Source organism: Flavonifractor sp. An91 (assembly GCF_002159225.1).
Lineage (GTDB): Bacteria > Bacillota > Clostridia > Oscillospirales > Oscillospiraceae > Flavonifractor > Flavonifractor avicola.
This window is the reverse complement of record NZ_NFHA01000021.1, coordinates 1-17350: the sequence shown is the minus strand read 5'-3', so window position 1 is coordinate 17350 and position 17350 is coordinate 1. Positions and strand designations below refer to the sequence as shown.

The 17350-nt window shown below is 59.7% G+C and carries 17 protein-coding genes; 7 read left to right on the top strand and 10 right to left on the bottom strand.

The window, feature by feature from the left end; all coding sequences use genetic code 11:
* Position 1: 1 nt before the first annotated feature.
* The 7 genes from B5G42_RS11975 to B5G42_RS11945 all read right to left on the bottom strand — a co-directional run bounded on the left by B5G42_RS11975 (position 2) and on the right by B5G42_RS11945 (position 7584).
* Entirely contained in the window at positions 2-1294 is a 1293-nt protein-coding gene (locus tag B5G42_RS11975; RefSeq protein ID WP_087270712.1) for an ABC transporter permease, read from the bottom strand.
* 1 nt (position 1295) lies between these two features.
* A complete protein-coding gene (locus tag B5G42_RS11970) occupies positions 1296-2237 on the bottom strand; it encodes an ABC transporter permease (protein WP_087270710.1) in 942 nt (313 codons plus the stop codon).
* A 450-nt stretch (positions 2238-2687) separates the two neighbouring features.
* The gene (locus B5G42_RS11965) at positions 2688-3566 is read right to left on the bottom strand and encodes a GNAT family N-acetyltransferase (protein WP_087270707.1); all 879 of its coding nucleotides are present in this window, start codon (positions 3564-3566) and stop codon (positions 2688-2690) included.
* A 138-nt stretch (positions 3567-3704) separates the two neighbouring features.
* Positions 3705-4886 carry a DEAD/DEAH box helicase gene (locus tag B5G42_RS11960; RefSeq protein WP_087188483.1) on the bottom strand — a complete coding sequence of 394 codons (1182 nt, stop codon included), beginning with the start codon at positions 4884-4886 and terminating at the stop codon, positions 3705-3707.
* 303 nt (positions 4887-5189) lie between these two features.
* A complete protein-coding gene (gene prmA, locus B5G42_RS11955; RefSeq protein ID WP_087270704.1) occupies positions 5190-6134 on the bottom strand; it encodes a 50S ribosomal protein L11 methyltransferase in 945 nt (314 codons plus the stop codon).
* Entirely contained in the window at positions 6134-7006 is an 873-nt protein-coding gene (locus B5G42_RS11950; protein WP_087270701.1) for a DegV family protein, read from the bottom strand. Before B5G42_RS11950 ends, prmA begins: the two co-directional genes overlap by 1 nt.
* 41 nt (positions 7007-7047) lie before the next feature.
* Positions 7048-7584: a DUF1836 domain-containing protein gene (locus B5G42_RS11945; protein ID WP_087188486.1), complete on the bottom strand. Its 537-nt coding sequence runs from the start codon at positions 7582-7584 to the stop codon at positions 7048-7050.
* Between the two features lie 312 nt (positions 7585-7896).
* On the opposite strand from B5G42_RS11945, the gene B5G42_RS11940 reads away from it, so the two are divergent.
* From B5G42_RS11940 to B5G42_RS11925, 4 genes are all read left to right on the top strand, one after another.
* A complete protein-coding gene (locus B5G42_RS11940) occupies positions 7897-8790 on the top strand; it encodes an ABC transporter substrate-binding protein (RefSeq protein ID WP_087270698.1) in 894 nt (297 codons plus the stop codon).
* Positions 8791-8936: 146 nt separating this feature from the next.
* Positions 8937-9659 carry an amino acid ABC transporter permease gene (locus tag B5G42_RS11935; RefSeq protein WP_343212821.1) on the top strand — a complete coding sequence of 241 codons (723 nt, stop codon included), beginning with the start codon at positions 8937-8939 and terminating at the stop codon, positions 9657-9659.
* Entirely contained in the window at positions 9646-10368 is a 723-nt protein-coding gene (locus tag B5G42_RS11930; protein ID WP_087270697.1) for an amino acid ABC transporter ATP-binding protein, read from the top strand. Before B5G42_RS11935 ends, B5G42_RS11930 begins: the two co-directional genes overlap by 14 nt.
* Positions 10369-10500: 132 nt before the next feature.
* Positions 10501-12315: an LTA synthase family protein gene (locus B5G42_RS11925; RefSeq protein WP_242961215.1), complete on the top strand. Its 1815-nt coding sequence runs from the start codon at positions 10501-10503 to the stop codon at positions 12313-12315.
* A gap of 54 nt (positions 12316-12369) precedes the next feature.
* Here B5G42_RS11925 and B5G42_RS18710 read toward each other — a convergent pair whose 3' ends face one another.
* Genes B5G42_RS18710 through B5G42_RS11910 form a run of 3 tightly spaced genes read right to left on the bottom strand, consistent with a single transcriptional unit; the run spans position 12370 to position 15028 of the window.
* Positions 12370-13722, bottom strand: a complete 1353-nt coding sequence (locus tag B5G42_RS18710; protein ID WP_242961214.1) for a DNA cytosine methyltransferase — start codon at positions 13720-13722, stop codon at positions 12370-12372.
* Positions 13700-14344 (bottom strand): sugar O-acetyltransferase, encoded by a 645-nt coding sequence (locus B5G42_RS11915; RefSeq protein WP_087270694.1) that lies wholly within the window; start codon positions 14342-14344, stop codon positions 13700-13702. Before B5G42_RS11915 ends, B5G42_RS18710 begins: the two co-directional genes overlap by 23 nt.
* 3 nt (positions 14345-14347) lie before the next feature.
* A complete protein-coding gene (locus tag B5G42_RS11910; RefSeq protein ID WP_087270691.1) occupies positions 14348-15028 on the bottom strand; it encodes a TetR/AcrR family transcriptional regulator in 681 nt (226 codons plus the stop codon).
* A gap of 195 nt (positions 15029-15223) precedes the next feature.
* On the opposite strand from B5G42_RS11910, the gene B5G42_RS11905 reads away from it, so the two are divergent.
* Genes B5G42_RS11905 through B5G42_RS11895 form a run of 3 tightly spaced genes read left to right on the top strand, consistent with a single transcriptional unit; the run spans position 15224 to position 17194 of the window.
* On the top strand, positions 15224-15997 hold the full coding sequence (locus B5G42_RS11905; RefSeq protein WP_206406187.1) for a threonine/serine exporter family protein: 774 nt from the start codon (positions 15224-15226) through the stop codon (positions 15995-15997).
* 1 nt (position 15998) lies between these two features.
* Positions 15999-16475: a threonine/serine exporter family protein gene (locus tag B5G42_RS11900; protein WP_087188493.1), complete on the top strand. Its 477-nt coding sequence runs from the start codon at positions 15999-16001 to the stop codon at positions 16473-16475.
* Positions 16472-17194, top strand: coding sequence for a YjjG family noncanonical pyrimidine nucleotidase (locus B5G42_RS11895; protein ID WP_087270688.1), 723 nt, complete (start codon positions 16472-16474; stop codon positions 17192-17194). Before B5G42_RS11900 ends, B5G42_RS11895 begins: the two co-directional genes overlap by 4 nt.
* Positions 17195-17350: the final 156 nt, after the last annotated feature.

The following is a 17350-nucleotide window of genomic DNA, read 5'->3' as shown; positions in this document are numbered from 1 at the left end:
CTTACTTCTTCAGACGGGGATCCAGAGCGTCACGCAGGCCGTCGCCGAACAGGTTCAGGCAGAGGATCAGGATGCTCAGGATGATGGCGGGGATGAACAAACGATAGGGATAGCTCTGCAGGCCGCTCAGACCATCGGAGCACATGGAGCCCAGGCTGGTCATGGGGGCGGAAACGCCCATACCCAGGAAGGACAGGAAGGACTCGGTGAAGATGGCGGAGGGGATCTGCAGGAAGGTGGTGGTCACGATCTGGCCCACGCAGTTGGGCAGCAGATGGCGCTTGATGATGCGCCCGCCCTTGGCGCCCAGAGCACGGGCGGCGGTGACGTACTCCTGCTGCTTGAGCTGGAGGATCTGGCCGCGGATGATGCGGCTCATGGTCACCCAGTACAGCAGACCGAAGGCGATGAAGATGGCGATCAGGTTGGGGCCCAGAATGGTGACCATGTTCTGGAAGAACCCGTCGCCCGAGTTTTGGAAGTCCTCCAAAATGGGTTTGAGCGTGGCGCCCAGCAGCAGAATGATGAGCACCTCGGGGATGGTGTAGATGATCTCCACGATACGCTGCATGACGGCGTCCACCTTGCCGCCGCAGTAGCCAGAGATGGAGCCGTAGATGGCACCGATGACCAGCACGATGAGGGCACAGCAGATACCGACAATCATGGACACACGGGTACCGATCATGGTACGGACCATGATGTCACGGCCCTGCATATCGCAGCCGAACACATGGGGGAAAACCGACTCGCCGTTGGCGATGCGCTGCAGCTCGTCATTGGTGTAGCCGAACAGCTTAGGCTTGATGCCCAGCTCGGCCCGCAGCTCATCCACGTCGCCGCCGCTCTTCACTTTGGCGCGGATCTGAGCTTCCTCAATGCGGCTGAGTTCGCGGCCCTCAGCCTCGGCCTCGGCCCGGGCCAGCTCAATGGCTTTCTCCGGGTCCTGCGCCGCCGCCAGTTCCTCCTGGTCCTCCAGAGAGTAGTGCCAGGGGTGCAGGTTGTTGGCGCCGGGGATCACTTCATCGTAGCTGTAGGGCACGACCAGGGGACCCACAAAGGCAAACAGACCCAGCAGGATCACGATGACCATGGCCACCATGGCTACCTTGTTGCGGCGCAGGCGGCGCCATGCATCCTTCCAATAGGACACGCTCTTGCGGTCCTGAATAAAACTCTCTTTCTCTTCTGCACTGGCCGGCTGAAAGGCATCTTCCGGCAGCTTGTTCCAATCCAGGATATCTTCAATATCCGGCTGAAGAGAGCCGAGCACTTTTTTCCGTTTCTCTGCCAACTCAGTTCCCTCCCTTGCTCAGATTGATCCGCGGGTCCACCAGCTTGTACAGCAGGTCCACGACCAGGTTCATCACAATGATGAAGGCCGCCAGGAAGATGGTGGTGCCCATGATGATAGGATAGTCACGGGACTGGATGGACTGGACGAAGTAGCGGCCCAGACCGGGGATGGAGAACACCTGCTCCACCACGAAGCCGCCGCACAGGGTAAAGGCGATCTGGGGGCCCAGATAGGTGATGACGGGGATCAGGGCGTTGCGCAGGGCGTGCTTGAAGATGATCTTCTTGTTGCGCAGGCCCTTGGCCCGGGCAGTCTTGATGTACTCCTGGTTGATGGAGTCCAGCATGGCGGTACGGGTCTGCCGGGACAGATAACACATGGGGTAGAAGCCCAGGGCGGCGCAGGGCAGCACATAGCTCTGCCAGCTGCCGTCAAATACCGTTGGTAATATCTTAAAGCCCTCAATACCGCCGGTAAAGATCTGCAGCAGAATGGTAGCCACCACGAAGCCCGGCATGGAGATACCTATGGTACATATTACGCGCAATAGGCTGTCCACCCAGGTACCTCGTTTGTATGCGGCCAGACAGCCCAATGGGACGCCCACCAAAATAGCCCACACAATGGCGATGATACCGATCCTGGCCGAGATGGGGAACATGGTGGTGATGATGTCCAGCACCGGCCGGTCCTTCTGCATCTTGATGGAGTCGCCGAACTCACCCTGCAGAATGTTGCCCAGGTACTTACCCAGCTGCACGATGACCGGCTGATCCAGGCCGTACTTCTCATTCAGAGCATCGATGGTGGCCTGAGATGGGGTCTTCTCAGACAGCCAGGGGTTGCCCGGAATGGCGTTCATGAGGAAAAAAGTGAGGCAGATGACGATGAACAGGGTAATCACTGCCATCAGCACTCTTTTCAAAATGTATTTTGCCATTTCTTCACTTCCTATACCAGTCTCTGTTCGTTTTCCGTGAATGCCCCACAATAAACGTCTGTTTATTTTATCGTAATTAACACCTTCCGTCAAGAGTTCTGCCGCCTGAATTTGATGGAATCGCCGTCAAATCTTGCAGCTGTCCTTGTCAGAAAGACACTTTTCTGCATAATTGTCCATTTCATTCTTCGACATCGGATGCTTTCTTTCCTTGTATCGCCTGCTTTTCGACACTTTTTCTCGCTAATGTGATGAAATTTGCTTATATATATTCACGATTTTGCCCCGCATATTCATTTTAACGGAATTCTTGCAAAACCCCGGCTTTGAATCTTGCCCCACCGTCTGGTTGCAAAACCCATGCCAGGATAAAGAAACGCGGACAGATGAGGGACCATCCCCCGTCTGTCCGCGCCCATCTTTGAACGCTGTATTCTGTTTTGGAGCCGGTCAATCAAAGCCCAGGCCCATATAGCCATGGGTCTCCTCCCCCCACAGGGCGCCCTTCTCCCGGTCATACCACTTGACCATGCCGAAGGGCTGGAGATAGCTGCCCTGCATCCCGTCCCACTGGGCCGGGGTGCGGACGAAGCACCGCTGACCGGGCATCTGGGCGGCCAGGGCCGCCAGACCACGGGGCATATGCTCCGGCGGCAGCAGCAATTCCTTAAAAAGGACGCTCTCCTGGTTCAGGTATTCGGCGGCGGCACAGCCTCGGAACGCTCCCACGGTGACGCGGTACAGACCGCCGCCGGTGATCTTGCCCATTCCCTCCTGATAGCGGATCAGCTCCTGACTGTAGGAGACAAAAGGCAGGCCTGCCAGCGCCGCCTCCCGGATGGCGTTGTACGCCTCCGGGCCGATGGGCTCCACCCCATCCTCCTGGAAGTGGGGGGTGGTCATGCTCCGCAGCAGCTCCACCTTGCGGGTAAAAAAGCCGGGGAGATAGCCCACCATGCCGAAAAATTTGAACAGGCTGGCCTCGGCGGGCACCACGGTAACGCAGTCCGCCCCCCGGGCCTTCAAAAAGTCATCCACATAGAGCAGCAGCTGCCTGCCGTACCCCTTGCTGCGCACGTTGGGGTCGGTGGCCAGGGCATAGACATACCAGGCGGAGGCGGTGCCGCCGCCGGGCAGGTGGATGGTCTGAGGCAGCAGGGCCAGCATGGAGGCCAGCTTCCCGTCCTCCAGCAGCAGGAGGGTGTCCTCCGGCCGCCAGCAGCATTCATAGAACCAGTCAATATAGCGGGGGTCCTCCCCAAAGGCGGCCCGCCACAGGTCCTTCTGGGCCTGGGCCTCGTCGGGCCGGGAGGGACGGATCTCTACCATGGGAACTCTCCTCTCTGCAAATCATTCTGCCCCAGTATGCCGACATGATATCATGGCCTCCGGAAATTGGCAAGGGAAATCCGGCGAACCGGCCCGGAAGCAGGAAAATGGGCGGCCAAAGGCCGCCCATTCAACGATTTATTGCTGCTCCACCAGCATGAGGCAGCCGTCCTGATCGTACTTGAGCCGCTGGACCTCCGCCTTGGTGTTGCGGATGATGTCGTCCATGCGGACGCTCTCGGTGACGGTGGCCACAAAGGTGTAGGCCACGCCGTGGCGCTTGGCACGGCCGGTACGGCCGATGCGGTGGGTGTAGTTCTCCATCTCGTCAGGCACGTCGTAGTTGAACACCGCGTCCACGTCGTCGATGTCCAGGCCACGGGCGGCCACGTCGGTGGCCACCAGCACCTTGATCTCGCCCTTTTTAAACTTGTCCAGGGTCTTTTCCCGCACCCGCTGCTGGATATCGCCGTGGATGGCCTGGCAGGAAATGCCCCGCATCTGGAGCAGCCCGGCCAGCCGGTCGGTCATGTTCTTGGTGTTGCAGAAGGCAATGGCCCGCTCGTACTCCCCGTGGGTGATGAGGGCCACGATGGTGTCCAGTTTCTTCTCCCGGCCGTCCAGGTCGATGCGGTACTGGGTGATGTCGGGCTTGGACTCCTCCACCGGGCGGACGGTGATCTCAATGGGGTCCCGCTGGTACACCCAGGAGATGTCCATCACCTCCCGGCTGATGGTGGCCGAGAACATTCCCAGGTTCTTCCGGTGCTTCAGCTGGTCCAGGATACGGGTCACGTCCCGGACAAAGCCCATATCCAGCATCCGGTCGGCCTCGTCCAGCACCACCGTCTCCACCTTGTCCAGCTTGACGGTGCGCCGCTTCATGTGGTCCATGAGACGGCCGGGGGTGGCCACCACGATCTGGGGGCGCTTCTTCAGGGTGTTGATCTGCTTGTCGATGGGGGCGCCGCCGTAGAGGCACACGGTGCGTACCCCTTCCTTAAATTCGCACAGGTCCCGCAGCTCCTCCTGGATCTGTACCGCCAGCTCCCGGGTGGGTGCCAGCACCAGGGCCTGCACATCCTGGTTGTCCGGATCAATGTGCTCCACCATGGGGATGCCGAAGGCAAAGGTCTTGCCGGTACCGGTAGGGGCCTTGGCGATCACGTCCTTCCACTCCATAAAATAGGGAATGGCGCCCGCCTGGACCGGCGTGGCCTGGACGTAGCCCTTCTTGTCGATGGCCTTCATGACCTCAGGGGACAGGCCCAGGTCGGCGTAGTTGACGATCTCGTTGACCTGCTCGCCGTTGATTTCCATGGGTACAAAACTTCCTTTCCGTTTCAGTCTGCCTGATTCAAGGTCCCCACAGGCATCGAAACTCCCTTTCGTACCCAACGCCCTCTTTCCCCGGGGCGCGACCTCAAATCGTACCGAAAAAGTGTATCATATCCCGGGAAAAAATGCAATCCTTTCACTCTGGAGGGAACTCATGCCGGCAGAAAACCGGCGGGCGGCCATAAAGGCCGCCCTTACCCGCCTACTATAACTATCATGGCTCTCTACAATAAAACCCCTAAAACAAAAGGACGCACCGCGCTGCGGTGCGTCCTTTTCCTCTTATTACGCCCGTTTGGCGGCCAGGGATACCCAGCCGTTCTGCTCCCGGCGGCGGATGATGTGCAGGCCGTTGCGCTCCAGGGCGGCCTCCACCTCGGCGGAGCGGGTGTCGATAATGCCGGAGCACAGGAACACCCCGTCCTCGGTCATCCACTCCCCCGCCTTGGCGGACAGGGGCATAATGACGTCGGCCACGATGTTGGCCAGCACCAGGGGATAGCGCTGCCCGCCCAGCTCCTTCACCAGAGCCTGATCGGTGAGCACATCTCCCGCCCGGACGGTGTACCGGTCCCTGCCGATGCCGTTGAGGCCGGCATTCTCATAGGCCACGTCCACTGCCTTGGGGTCGATATCCACCGCCACGGCGGAGCTGGCCCCCAGGGCCATGGCGGCGATGGACAGGATGCCGCTGCCGCAGCCCAGATCCAGCACCGGCTGGCCGGGTACCACATACTCCTCCAGCCCCATCAGGCACAGCTGGGTGGAGGCGTGGTTGCCGGTTCCAAAGGTGAGCCCGGGGTTGAGGTACACCGGGGTGCGCCCCTCCGGCGGGGTCTGGTCCCGCTCCCACTCGGGAACGATCCACAGCTTCCCGCCCACGGTCATGGGCTTATAATACTTCTGCCAGGAGTGAGCCCAGTCGTTGTCCCCCAGGGATGCGGTGGTGTAGGGCTTGTCGATGCCCTCCAGCCAGCGCGCCAGCTGGGCCTTGCCGTCTGCATCGTCGGTGACGTAGAACTTGACCCGGCACACGCCCTTCATCCGCTCCATCAGGTCCTCGTCCACATAGTCCCAGTACTGACGGTTCTGCTCCAGGAAGGTCTTGAAGTCCTCTTCATCCTCAATGGCGAAGCCGGTGACGCCGTTGGCGGTGAGCCGGGCACACAGGCCGTCCAGTTCCTCCTCGGTGGTGTCCAGCACCACTTCCAGCCACTTGATATCCTCCATCAGCGCTCGCTCCCCATAAAGAAGAGGGCCACGGTGCCCGGGCCGGAGTGGGCGCCGATGACGGGACCCACATAGTTGATGACGATATCCTCCACCCCAAAGCGGGCCCGGATATCATCGGCCACCTTCTGGGCGTCGGCCAGGCAATCGCCGTGGCTGATGAAGATGGACTGACCCTTCAGATCCAGCACGGTCTGCTCCATGTGGTCCACCAGGGCCTTGAGAGAGGCATTGCGGCCCCGGGCGGTGCCTACCTTAATGAGGTGGCCCTCATTGTCCACGTGCATCACCGGCTTGATGGACAGCATGGTGCCCAGCACAGCGGTGGCGGCGGAGATGCGGCCGCCCCGCTTGAGGAAGTGGAGGTCGTCCACGGTGAACCAGTGGCACAGGTTGAGCTTGTGCTCCTCGGTCCAGTCCCGCACCTCCTCCATGGTCTTGCCCTGCTTTTTCAGGTTGGCGGCATACCACACCAGCAGGCCCTGGCCCAGGGAGGCGCACAGGGTATCCACCACATACACCTTCCGGTCGGGATACTGCTCCATCAGCTCCCCGGCGGCGATCTGGGCAGAATGGCAGGTGGCGGACAGGCCGGAGGAGAAGGCCAGCACCAGCACGTCCTTGCCCTCCTTCAGAATGGGCTCCATGGCCTCGGTATAGTCGGCCACATTGACGGCGGCGGTGGTAGCCATGGCGCCCCCCCGCAGGCGGGCATAAAAATCCGCCGGGTCGATGTCCCGGTTGTCGGGATAGTTGAAGTAGGTCTTATCCTCCATAGTGAAGGACAGGGGAATCACTTCCACCCCCAGCTCGGCCGCCAGCTCGGCGGTCAGGTCGGCGGAGGAGTCGGTCAAGATCACATATTCTCCCATTGTTCAGAGAACCTCCATCGTTGTTAAAATCTGAGCGGTATTCAGTCTTTTTTCTTCTTTTCCTTTTCATTGGGGGGCTGTTTGGCCCGCAGCAGTTCCAGGATACGCTGACAGGCCAGCTTGTCGGCGTAGCTGCGCAGGGCCAGCGCCAGGGCCAGGCCGGGCAGGTCCTCCTCCCCGGCGGTGGGGTCCAGGGACCCGGCGGTCACGTCCAGGGCCCGGTCCAGTTCCATGCGGAACTGCTCGTACAGCTCCTTGGGCTCACGCCCCTGAGCTGCCGCGGCCAACAGCAGACCGGCATCCTTCACCGACAGCACCTGCTTGAGGGCGCACAGGGCTGTGAGGTAGGCCAGGTGGGTGCGGGAGTACCGCTTGCCCTCCGCCCGGGGCATGGCCCCATCTTTAATATAATTATTCACCATGGCGGAGGTCAGGGCCTCCCCCTCTCCATAGTGGATCAGTTGGCGGGGCATATAGTTGATGAGCTGGTCCATATACAGCCCGATATCGGGGAAACCCTCCCAATCTACCGGTCGTTCCCCCTCCAGCCGCTCCTTTAATGCGCGGATCTCTTCCAAGGTGGGCCTCCTTTCTGGTTTTTAAAACCATATCTAAACATATCGCTGTCATTATACCACATCACTTTCCCGGAAGTAAACCCTTTCAGGTGCTGAAAACAGGCCTGTTTTCTCACATAACAGCATTATGTGACCCTTTTCACCCACCTGCGGGCACGGAGAGAGACCGGCTGAAAACTTCCAGGTTTTTTGTGGGGTTTGACGAATGAATAAATATTGTATTTATTTGCATACGGTGTATAATAAGAGACACCTAATACAAGGAACGCAATGAGGATCGCGTGAAACGCAATGAATAGGAGAGAATACATCATGAAGAACTTCAAGAAGCTGGCCCTCATGGGCCTGACCGCAGTCATGTCTCTGTCTCTGCTGGCCGCCTGCGGCGGCGGCAACAGCGGCAGCGCCGAGACCCCCTCCGGCAACACCGAGACCACCCCCGTGGAGAGCACCACCCCCGCCGGCGGCGAGGAGACCTCCACCACCGGCGAGTTCACCACTGTGGAGGCCGGTAAGCTGATCATGAGCACCAACGCTCAGTTCCCTCCCTATGAGATGGTGGGCGACGGCGAAGGCTACGAGGGCACCGGCTATGAGGGCATCGACGTGGAGATCGCCTACGCCATCGCCCAGAAGCTGGGCCTGGAGCTGGTCGTGGACAACATGGGCTTTGACGCCGCTCTGCAGGCTGTACAGACCGGCAAGAGCGACATCGTCATGGCCGGCGTCACTGTGACCGATGACCGTCTGGAGGTCATGGACTTCTCCGACACCTACGCCAACGGCATTCAGGTCGTCATTGTTCCCGAGAACTCCGACATCGCCACCATCGATGATCTGGAGGGCAAGCTGATCGGCTGCCAGATGGGCACCACCGGCTACATCTACTGCTCCGACACCCCCGAGAACGGCGGTTACGGTGAGGACGCCGTGATCCCCTATGACGACGGCGCCGCTGCCGTGCAGGCTCTGATGAATGGTCAGGTGGACTGCGTAGTCATCGACAACGCTCCCGCCCAGGAGTATGTGAAGGCCAACCCCGGTCTGAAGATTCTGGACACTGAGTTCGCCAACGAGAACTACGCCATCGGCTTTGCCAAGGGCAACACCGCTCTGAAGGACGCCGTCAACGCCGCTCTGATCGAACTGGTTGAGGACGGCACCGTGCAGTCCATCATCGACAAGTATATCCCCGCTGAGGGCTAAGACAAACGACAAATCCGTATTCAACTGAAAAGGGCGGCCTTCGGGCCGTCCTTTTTTGGGTCGTATTTGGCAGAAGGTAAGAAAGGAGAATCTCTGTGAACTGGGCGCAACTCTATGAGTCCCTGGGACAGCAGCTGAAAGACGGCGTGGACTTGCCCTGGTGGCAAGACGCCTTCGTGGGCATTTACAAGGCCTTCTTTGAGGAGGACCGTTGGCAGTTCTACCTGGACGGCGTGCTGACCACCCTCTGGATCACCGCCTTGGCACTGATCCTGGGTATTGTGCTGGGCGTGGTGGTGGCTGTGATCCGCACCACCCACGATCAGCAGCGTCTGGGACGGCACAACCCCGTCCTTGGCGTACTGAACGTGATCTGCAAGATCTATGTTACCATTATCCGCGGCACCCCCATGATGGTCCAGCTGCTGATTATGGGCTTTATCATCTTTAAAAGCAGCCGTGAGTACACCCTGGTGGGCACCCTCACCCTGGGCATCAACTCGGGCGCCTATGTGGCCGAGATCGTCCGCGGCGGCCTGATGAGCGTGGATATCGGCCAAAGCGAAGCCGGACGGTCCCTGGGCCTGAACTATCTGGACACCATGCGCTTTATTGTCATTCCCCAGGCCTTTAAGAACATCCTGCCTGCTCTGGGCAACGAGTTTATCACCCTGTTTAAGGATACTGCTCTGATCTCCGCCATCGGCGGCAAGGAGCTGGTCTATGCCGCCAAGTCCATCGGCAGCAAGACCTACGATGTGATGTATCCCTATCTGGGCATCGCCATCATCTATCTTCTGATGGTCATGCTCTTCACCTGGCTGCTGGGTATTCTGGAAAGGAGGCTGCGTCAAAGTGATAGACGTTAAACATCTGTCCAAGTCCTTCGGGGACCATCTGGTGCTGGACGACATCTCCGAGCACATCTATCCCGGGGAGAAAGTGGTCATCATCGGGCCCTCCGGCTCGGGTAAGTCCACCTTCCTGCGCTGCCTCAACCTGCTGGAGGCCCCCACCAAGGGCACCATCACCTTTGAGGGCACCGCCATCACCGATCCCAAGACCAACATCGACCTGATTCGGCGGCAGATGGGCATGGTGTTCCAGCACTTCAACCTCTTCCCCAACATGACCATCCGGAAGAACATTACCCTGGCTCCCGTCCGCACCAAGCTGATGAGCCAGGCCGAGGCCGATGACACCGCCACCGCCCTGCTGAAGCGGGTGGGTCTGGAGGAGAAGGCGGACGCCTATCCCGCCCAGCTCTCCGGCGGCCAGAAGCAGCGTATCGCCATTGTCCGGGCTCTGGCCATGAAGCCCAAGGTGATGCTGTTCGACGAGCCCACCTCCGCCCTGGACCCCGAAATGGTGGGCGAGGTGCTGGAAGTCATGAAGCAGCTGGCCGACGAGGGCATGACCATGGTGGTGGTCACCCACGAGATGGGCTTTGCCCGGGAAGTGGGCAGCCGGGTCCTCTTTATGGACGGCGGCCATGTGCTGGAGCAGAACGAGCCCCACGCCTTCTTCGCCAACCCCAAGGAACAGCGTACCATCGAATTTTTGTCCAAGGTGCTGTAATCTGCCACGTCCCCCGGTACAAACTGTACCGGGGGACGTTTTCCGTTTCTTTTTCACCGGTCGGCTTTGACAAGCTGGGCTTTTTGCGCTATAATGGCACACTATCTTCCCAAATGACCGGAGTACCATACTATGATGAACCGTGAACAAATCCTTTCCCTGCTGCGCAAGGACCGGCTGTGGCAGGCGGTCTTTCTGCTTTTGACCCCCTTTACCGCCGTGTGGCTCATGCAGTTTACATACGGAGCCAATCCTTTTGCTCTGACCTTCCCCGTACTGGTGGCCAACGCCCTGTGCGTGGCTCTGTTGTTCTGGCTGCTGTGCGCTCTGGTGGGGCGCATCGCCCCCTGCACCATCGGCATCCACATCGCCGCCGGGTCCTGGGGCGCCGCCAACTGCTTCGTCAATACCTTCCGGGGCACCCCCATCCTGCCCTGGGATTTCTCTGCCCTGGGCACCGCCGCCAGCGTGGCGGGCAACTACCACCTGTTCCTCACCTGGCAGATGGGAGTCGCCATCTTTCTGGCGGCCGCCCTGGTGGTATTCCTCCACCCGGAGCGGCGCAAGGCCCGGCTGCGGCTCACCACCCGGAAGCGCCTGCCCCTGCGGCTGGCCTGTCTGGCGGCGGGGCTGGCCTGCCTCATGTTCCTGCTACCCTCGGAAAAGCTGGAGAAGCTGGGGGTCAAGACCGACGTGTGGGACCAGGCGGGGGCCTACCGCACCGGCGGCTGCCTGGCCGTGTTTTACCGCAACACCGAGTTTCTGGAGGTGGAGGAGCCGGAGGGCTACTCTCCGGAGAACGTGGATACCCTGCTGGAGGGGGTGGAGGCCCTGGAGCCGGCGGCGGTGTCGGTCCAAAAGCCCAACATCATCGCCATCATGAACGAGTCCTGGGCCGATTTTGAGTCCTACGGCAACCTGCAGCTCAGCGAGAGCGTCACCGACTACATCCGCTCCCTGGACAATTCCATCTTCGGCCACACCTATACCTCGGTATTCGGGGCGGGTACCAGCGCCAGCGAGTTTGAGTTCCTCACCGGCAACACCATGGCCTTCCTGCCCTCGGGCAGCATTCCCTACCAGCAGTATGTGCTGGGGCCCACCGCCTCTCTGGCCTCCCTGCTGAAGGCCCAGGGGTATGACACCCTGGCCTTCCACCCCGGTGAGCGCACCTCCTGGCAGCGCAATCTGGCCTATCCCCAGCTGGGCTTTGACCAGTTCAAGTGCGTGGACGACATGGACGTGGCCCAGACCATGGAACACGGCTATGTCAGCGACCAGTCCGACTTTGAGCAGATCATCTGGGAGTTTGAGCACAAGGAGGAGGGGCAGCCCCTCTTCCTGTTCAACGTCACCATCCAGAACCACGGCAGCTACACCGCCGAGGACTATCCCGCCCAGGTCACCCTCACCGACCAGCCGGGCAAGTATCCCCAGGCCGAGCAGTACCTCACCCTGGCCAACAAGACCGACCAGGCCTTCCGCACTCTGGTGGAGTATTTCCAGAACCAGGAGGAACCCACCATCATCCTCATGTTCGGCGACCACCAGCCCTCGGTGGAGCAGGGCTTCCTGGACAAGGCCTACGGCGTCACCCAGGACCAGATGAACATGAATCAGTACATGGGCAAATATGAGACGCCCTTTGTGATCTGGGCCAACTATCCCCTGCCGGAGGAGGGCCCGGAGATTACCAGCCTGAACTTTTTGAGCCTCTATCTGCTGCAGTACGCCGGTATCGGGGGCACGGTGTACGACGGCTATCTGTGGCAGCTCCAGCAGCAGCTGCCCGCCCTCACCTTTGTGGGCTACATGGACACAGCCGGGCAGGCCCACAGCCATCTGGAGACCAACGACTACGCCGCCCTCATTGAGGACTACCAGCAGGTACAGTACAACAACCTGTTTGGAGGGGGCGGACGGCGAAGCGCCGTTTTTGATCCATAAACGTCAAAAAATAGGGCTGGCACCTTGGGTGCCAGCCCTATTTTTATGAGTTTCCTATTCCCCTGCACAGACAGCACATTTTTGTACCTCTGCCCCTTTTGCTTCATTTGGTGTGCTGAAACGTCCCCGGCGCTGCACACGGGATCTTTTTTCAATCTCTTCAGGGGACATCTCAGATGAGATAGAAAGCAGCACTTCCTCAAGCCGGGCGTTGATTTTCAGATTCCGTTCTCTTTTTCTGCGTACGATCCCAAAACAGCCAACGGGAGAAATATAAATATCTTCGGGCGCATCGGGAGATACGATGCTGTCCATTCCCGCAAACGTGCAGTGCTCAGGTGTTGCAGAACAATTCAAGGAGATACCGTTCTCCAAAGGAACAATATCTTTTCCAAAATCATAAAAAACCTGGGTATCGGAAATGCGGACAGAACGGGCACATAACGCAAATTGGAAGGAATCGAGATTAATTCCAAGCCTGTTTTCGTGAATCAAGCGATTGCCGATCCAGCGGACAACCGGTACAGCCCAAGAATTTCCTGTGCTCTGGTATCGGTTGGTCTTTTTTGCTTTCGGAAGATCGGTGTAATGATCAGGGAATCCCATCAGGCGTTCTGTTTCAAGGGGAGATAACCGACGGATGCGGTGATCCTGAACCACAAATAACGAGCCGTTATATGCGGCAGCATTGCCATTCCATTTTGTTCCATACGCAGAATACAAGCAATCTGTGTATGCCCTAAACACTTCAAAATGGTGCCCTTCTTTTTCAAATGTCAAGGGAAACTGCGGATATTCCGGCAGTTCGTTTTCGTGGAGCTCAAACAAAACATCTTCGGGATGGAAGTCCTTGCCGCCGGCTATGACATAAAGGCGGCGTCTTTGCTGGGGAAGTCCAAAAAACTTTGCATCCAAAACACGCCAGGCAACATTACGGGTATTCCCTTGAATCAGGCCTGAATTGGGCCATTTCCCGCCCTTTACAGACAGGACTTGGTCCAGACCGGCAAGGGATGATACCAAGCAGCCAAAGGCATTGGTCTTGTCGGCCAATACTCCTTCGACATTTTCCCAAAAGACCTTGCAGCGTCCCTGTCCTCTCGACATACGAACGGCATCATTGGCCTCAATAATATCCACAAATTTCAGCGTAAGGTTCCCACGATCATCGTTCAATCCATTTTGCCATCCAGCCAGGGAAAATGCCTGGCACGGCGTCCCCCCGCAAATCAAATCAGGCGCGCTCATCTTCCCTTGCGCAATCTGATCCGGGATGTCGTTCATGTCGCCGAAATTGGGGATTGTGGGATATTTCTCAGCAAGGACTCTGGACGGAAAGGGTGCAATTTCTGAAAAAAGCGCGCCGCAGATGCGGCGCACTTTTTTATGTTGTAAGATTCCAGGCAAAGTGGTCCAGATCCTCCTCCAGGATCAGCTCCCGTTTGCTGTCGGCGGCCGTAATGGGGCGGATGGGGCGGCAGGGATTGCCGTAAGCCAGCCAGCCGGCGGGGATGTCCTTGGTGACCACACTGCCCGCGCCGATCACCGCTCCGTCTCCGATGGTGACGCCGTCCAGCACCACCACGTTGCAGGCCAGCCACACCCCGCTGCCGATGTGGATCTCCCGGGCAAACTCCGCCATGGTGGTGCGGCCCTCCCCGTCCAGGCCGGTGCGCTCCTGGGCGGGCAGGGGGTGGTTGGTGGCCATCAGGGACACGTTGGGCCCAAAGCACACGTTGTCCCCGATGAATACCCTGGCATCATCCATCACCATCAGATTGAAGTTGGCGAAAAAGTTCTCTCCAATAAAGGTATGGCAGCCGTAGTTAAACTGGACAGGGCCCTGGAAGTAGCAGGCCTTGCCCGCCCGGCCCAGAATGGCCCGGATCACTTCCCCCCGGTCAGGGTCGTACTCGTCCATGGAATTGTACTTCCGGCAGGCCTCATGGGCCTTGTGCTTCAGGTCCTTCAGCTCCTGCCGCCGGGGATCAAACATCTTCCCCGCAAAGATCTTTTCTTCCTCCGTCATGCTTCATTCACCTGATTTGCCTTGGAATTGGTCCCCTTCCGACAGCGCGCTGTTGCGGAAGCAATTTTTCAGCAGCCGGATGCAGTCGCCCAGCAGCTGATCCAGGTCGGAAAATACGGTGTGAGCCAGCTTGTTGTAGTAGGTATTGAGCAGCCCGTTGAGAAATACGATGATGGAGAAGGCCGCTGCATCCCGGGATACCGGGAGGGCGTACCCCTTTTCACGCAGATATTCCTCCATCACCTGCCGGGTGAGGGTAAAAACCTCCATGCCCGTCTCATACTTCCGCCGGGCCACCTCCTCCATCTCCGTACCGGCGTAATCGGCCTGCATGGGGACCTTTTTCAGCGCCATCACCTCGTAAAAGGTGGGGTGGCTCCACGCAAACTCCAGATAGGTATGCAGGAAGGCGTCAAACTGAGCCTCCCCGCCGGAGACGGTTTCCATGGCCTGCCGCAGACTGTCGCACAGCTGGCGGTAGCCCTCAATCACCACCGACAGATATACCTCATCCTTGTTGACAAAATAGAGATAGATCTTGGTGGCTGAGGCGCCGATTTTCTGCCCCAGGCGGCGCATGGTCAGGCCCTTATAGCCGTCGGCCGCCAGGATGTCCAGGGCGGCGTCCAGAATACGGGCTTTTTCCGCTGCTTTTTCCGCAGGCGTCTTTTCCCTGGGCGGCATAAGACCACCTCTCTTTCCTCTCTTTCTTGATACCGTTATTGTACCAAATCCTATTTTTACATTCAATACTTCCCTTTTTTCAGGGGGGCGTAATATTTCTGAGAAAGGTATGGATATCCCGGGGGAAATGTGATAAGCTGTAAACCGGTGTCCACCGGAACACCGCGCTTTTATTGCAGAAAGGAGGTCTCCCCGTTGAAGCCGGACTACAACGAGCTGCTGGAAATCGTAAGCGAAATGGGCTTCCGGCTCATGCTCAGCGGAGCGGAGATCTACCGGGTGGAGGAGTCCATCAGCCGCCTGCTCCAGGCCTATGGGGCCGAGCGGGGGGAGGTCTTTGCCATCCCCAACTGCATCATTGTCAGTCTCACCTCTCCCCAGGGGGAGCCTATGACCCAGATTCGCCGGATGCCCAACCACGGCACCGACATCTACCTGCTGGAGCGGTATAACGATCTGTGCCGCCGCCTGTGCCGGGAGACGCCCCCCTTTGAGGAGGCCCTGGACAGTATGCGGGAGATCGAGCGCACCCACAAGGTCTACTCCCTGCCCGTCCAGCTGCTGGCCCACTTCCTGGGCTGCGGGATGTTCTCCCTGTTCTACGGCGGCTCGGTATGGGACGGTCTGTGCGGCGGACTCTGCGGCATGGTGATCTGCCTGTGTATGGCCTTCACCTCCAAGCTGGGGGCCAACCTCTTTTTCAAAACCATCGCCGGCGCGGCGGTGTCCGCCTTTGTGGCCCTGGCCCTTACTGCCGCCGGCATTGGCCAGAATTCCGACAGCATCATCATCGGCGCCCTGATGGCCCTGGTGCCCGGCATTGCCTTTACCAACGCCATGCGGGATATTATGGCCGGCGACATGGTGGCCGGCATCAGCAAGGCCGCCGAGGCCTTGCTCATCGGAGCGGCCATCGCCCTGGGCACCGCTCTGGCTCTGGGCCTGATCCGAATGCTGATGGGAGGCTGACATGGAAGAGTTTACCTACTATCTGCCCTGTATCTACGCCTTCCTGGCCTGCATCGGCTTTTCCCTGCTGTTCAACATCCACGGAGCCGCCGGTATGCTCATCTGCGCCGGCGGCGGGGCCCTGGGCTGGCTGGTCTATCTGCTGGCCGCCCCCCTGGTTCACAGCGACATCATCCAGTCCTTTTTCGCCGCCCTGGCCATCTCCGCCTGGTCGGAGATCATGGCCCGTCTGCGCCGGTGCCCGGTGACCAGCTATCTGCTGGTGGCCCTCTTTCCCCTGGTGCCCGGCGGCGGCATCTACTATACCATGGAGCACGCCATGAGCGGGGAGACCTCCCTGTTCCTGGAGTCTCTGCTCCACACCCTGGGCCTGGCCGGAGCCCTGGCGGTGGGCGTGCTGATGGTGGCCTCTCTGGCCCGCCTGGTCACCAACTACCAGAATCACCGGCGGGGCCTGTCAGGAGGCAAACACCCATGAGACGCTACGATTTCGTCCTGCTGGACGCAGATAATACCCTGTTCGATTTTGATCGCTCGGAGCACGAGGCCCTGCGCCTGGCTCTGGAGGCCTTCTCCATCCCCTGTCCCCCGGAGACCGAGGCCCTCTATGTGTCCATCAACAGTTTCCTGTGGGCCATGCTGGACCGGGGAGTGGCCACCCGGGAGTGGCTGGTGGTGGAGCGCTTTGCCCGGCTCACCGCCGCCCTGGGGGTGGACGCCGACCCCGCCGCCCTCAACCGGACCTATCTGGACCGGCTGGGCGAGCAGTCCTTTCTCCTCCCCGGCGCCCAGGAGGTCTGCCGGGCCCTGGGGGAGCACTGCACTCTTGCCATCCTCACCAACGGCGTGGCCCGGGCCCAGCGGGGCCGGTTTGACCGCTCCCCCCTGAAAGAACTCATCCCCCATCTCTTTATCTCCGAGGAGATCGGCGCTTCCAAGCCCAGCCCCGCCTTCTTCCGACCGGTGCTGGACGCCCTGGGCATCACCCACCTGAGCCGGGCCCTGATGGTGGGGGATAACCTGACTTCCGACATCGGCGGCGCCGCCGCCATGGGGCTGGATACCGCCTGGTACAACCCCCGCCGCCTGCCCAATCCCGGCCCCGCCGTCCCCACCTGGGAGATCGCCAGGCTGGAGGAGCTGCTGCCGCTGGTGCTGGAGGGCCCTGATTTTGAAACTTCAAACGAGGTGTTTTGATTTGTCCCGCTCGCTCTATTCCCAGCTCACCGAAAACACCCCCACGCCGCCCCGCCGGCGTCTGCCCCTGGTGCTGGCAGCCATTGCGGTGGGGGTGGTTCTGGTGACCGTTCCGGTGCTCAGCCGCGCCCCGGCGGAGGGGGCTGATCCCCTCCC

What these genes read in the sequence shown, in the direction of transcription:
- B5G42_RS11970 (WP_087270710.1), bottom strand. Translation starts at nt 2,237, where the DNA reads ATGGCAAAATACATTTTGAAAAGAGTGCTGATGGCAGTGATTACCCTG.
- B5G42_RS11965 (WP_087270707.1), bottom strand. Translation starts at nt 3,566, where the DNA reads ATGGTAGAGATCCGTCCCTCCCGGCCCGACGAGGCCCAGGCCCAGAAG.
- B5G42_RS11960 (WP_087188483.1), bottom strand. Translation starts at nt 4,886, where the DNA reads ATGGAAATCAACGGCGAGCAGGTCAACGAGATCGTCAACTACGCCGAC.
- prmA (WP_087270704.1), bottom strand. Translation starts at nt 6,134, where the DNA reads ATGGAGGATATCAAGTGGCTGGAAGTGGTGCTGGACACCACCGAGGAG.
- B5G42_RS11950 (WP_087270701.1), bottom strand. Translation starts at nt 7,006, where the DNA reads ATGGGAGAATATGTGATCTTGACCGACTCCTCCGCCGACCTGACCGCC.
- B5G42_RS11940 (WP_087270698.1), top strand. Translation starts at nt 7,897, where the DNA reads ATGAAGAACTTCAAGAAGCTGGCCCTCATGGGCCTGACCGCAGTCATG.
- B5G42_RS11925 (WP_242961215.1), top strand. Translation starts at nt 10,501, where the DNA reads ATGATGAACCGTGAACAAATCCTTTCCCTGCTGCGCAAGGACCGGCTG.
- B5G42_RS11915 (WP_087270694.1), bottom strand. Translation starts at nt 14,344, where the DNA reads ATGACGGAGGAAGAAAAGATCTTTGCGGGGAAGATGTTTGATCCCCGG.
- B5G42_RS11910 (WP_087270691.1), bottom strand. Translation starts at nt 15,028, where the DNA reads ATGCCGCCCAGGGAAAAGACGCCTGCGGAAAAAGCAGCGGAAAAAGCC.
- B5G42_RS11900 (WP_087188493.1), top strand. Translation starts at nt 15,999, where the DNA reads ATGGAAGAGTTTACCTACTATCTGCCCTGTATCTACGCCTTCCTGGCC.
- B5G42_RS11895 (WP_087270688.1), top strand. Translation starts at nt 16,472, where the DNA reads ATGAGACGCTACGATTTCGTCCTGCTGGACGCAGATAATACCCTGTTC.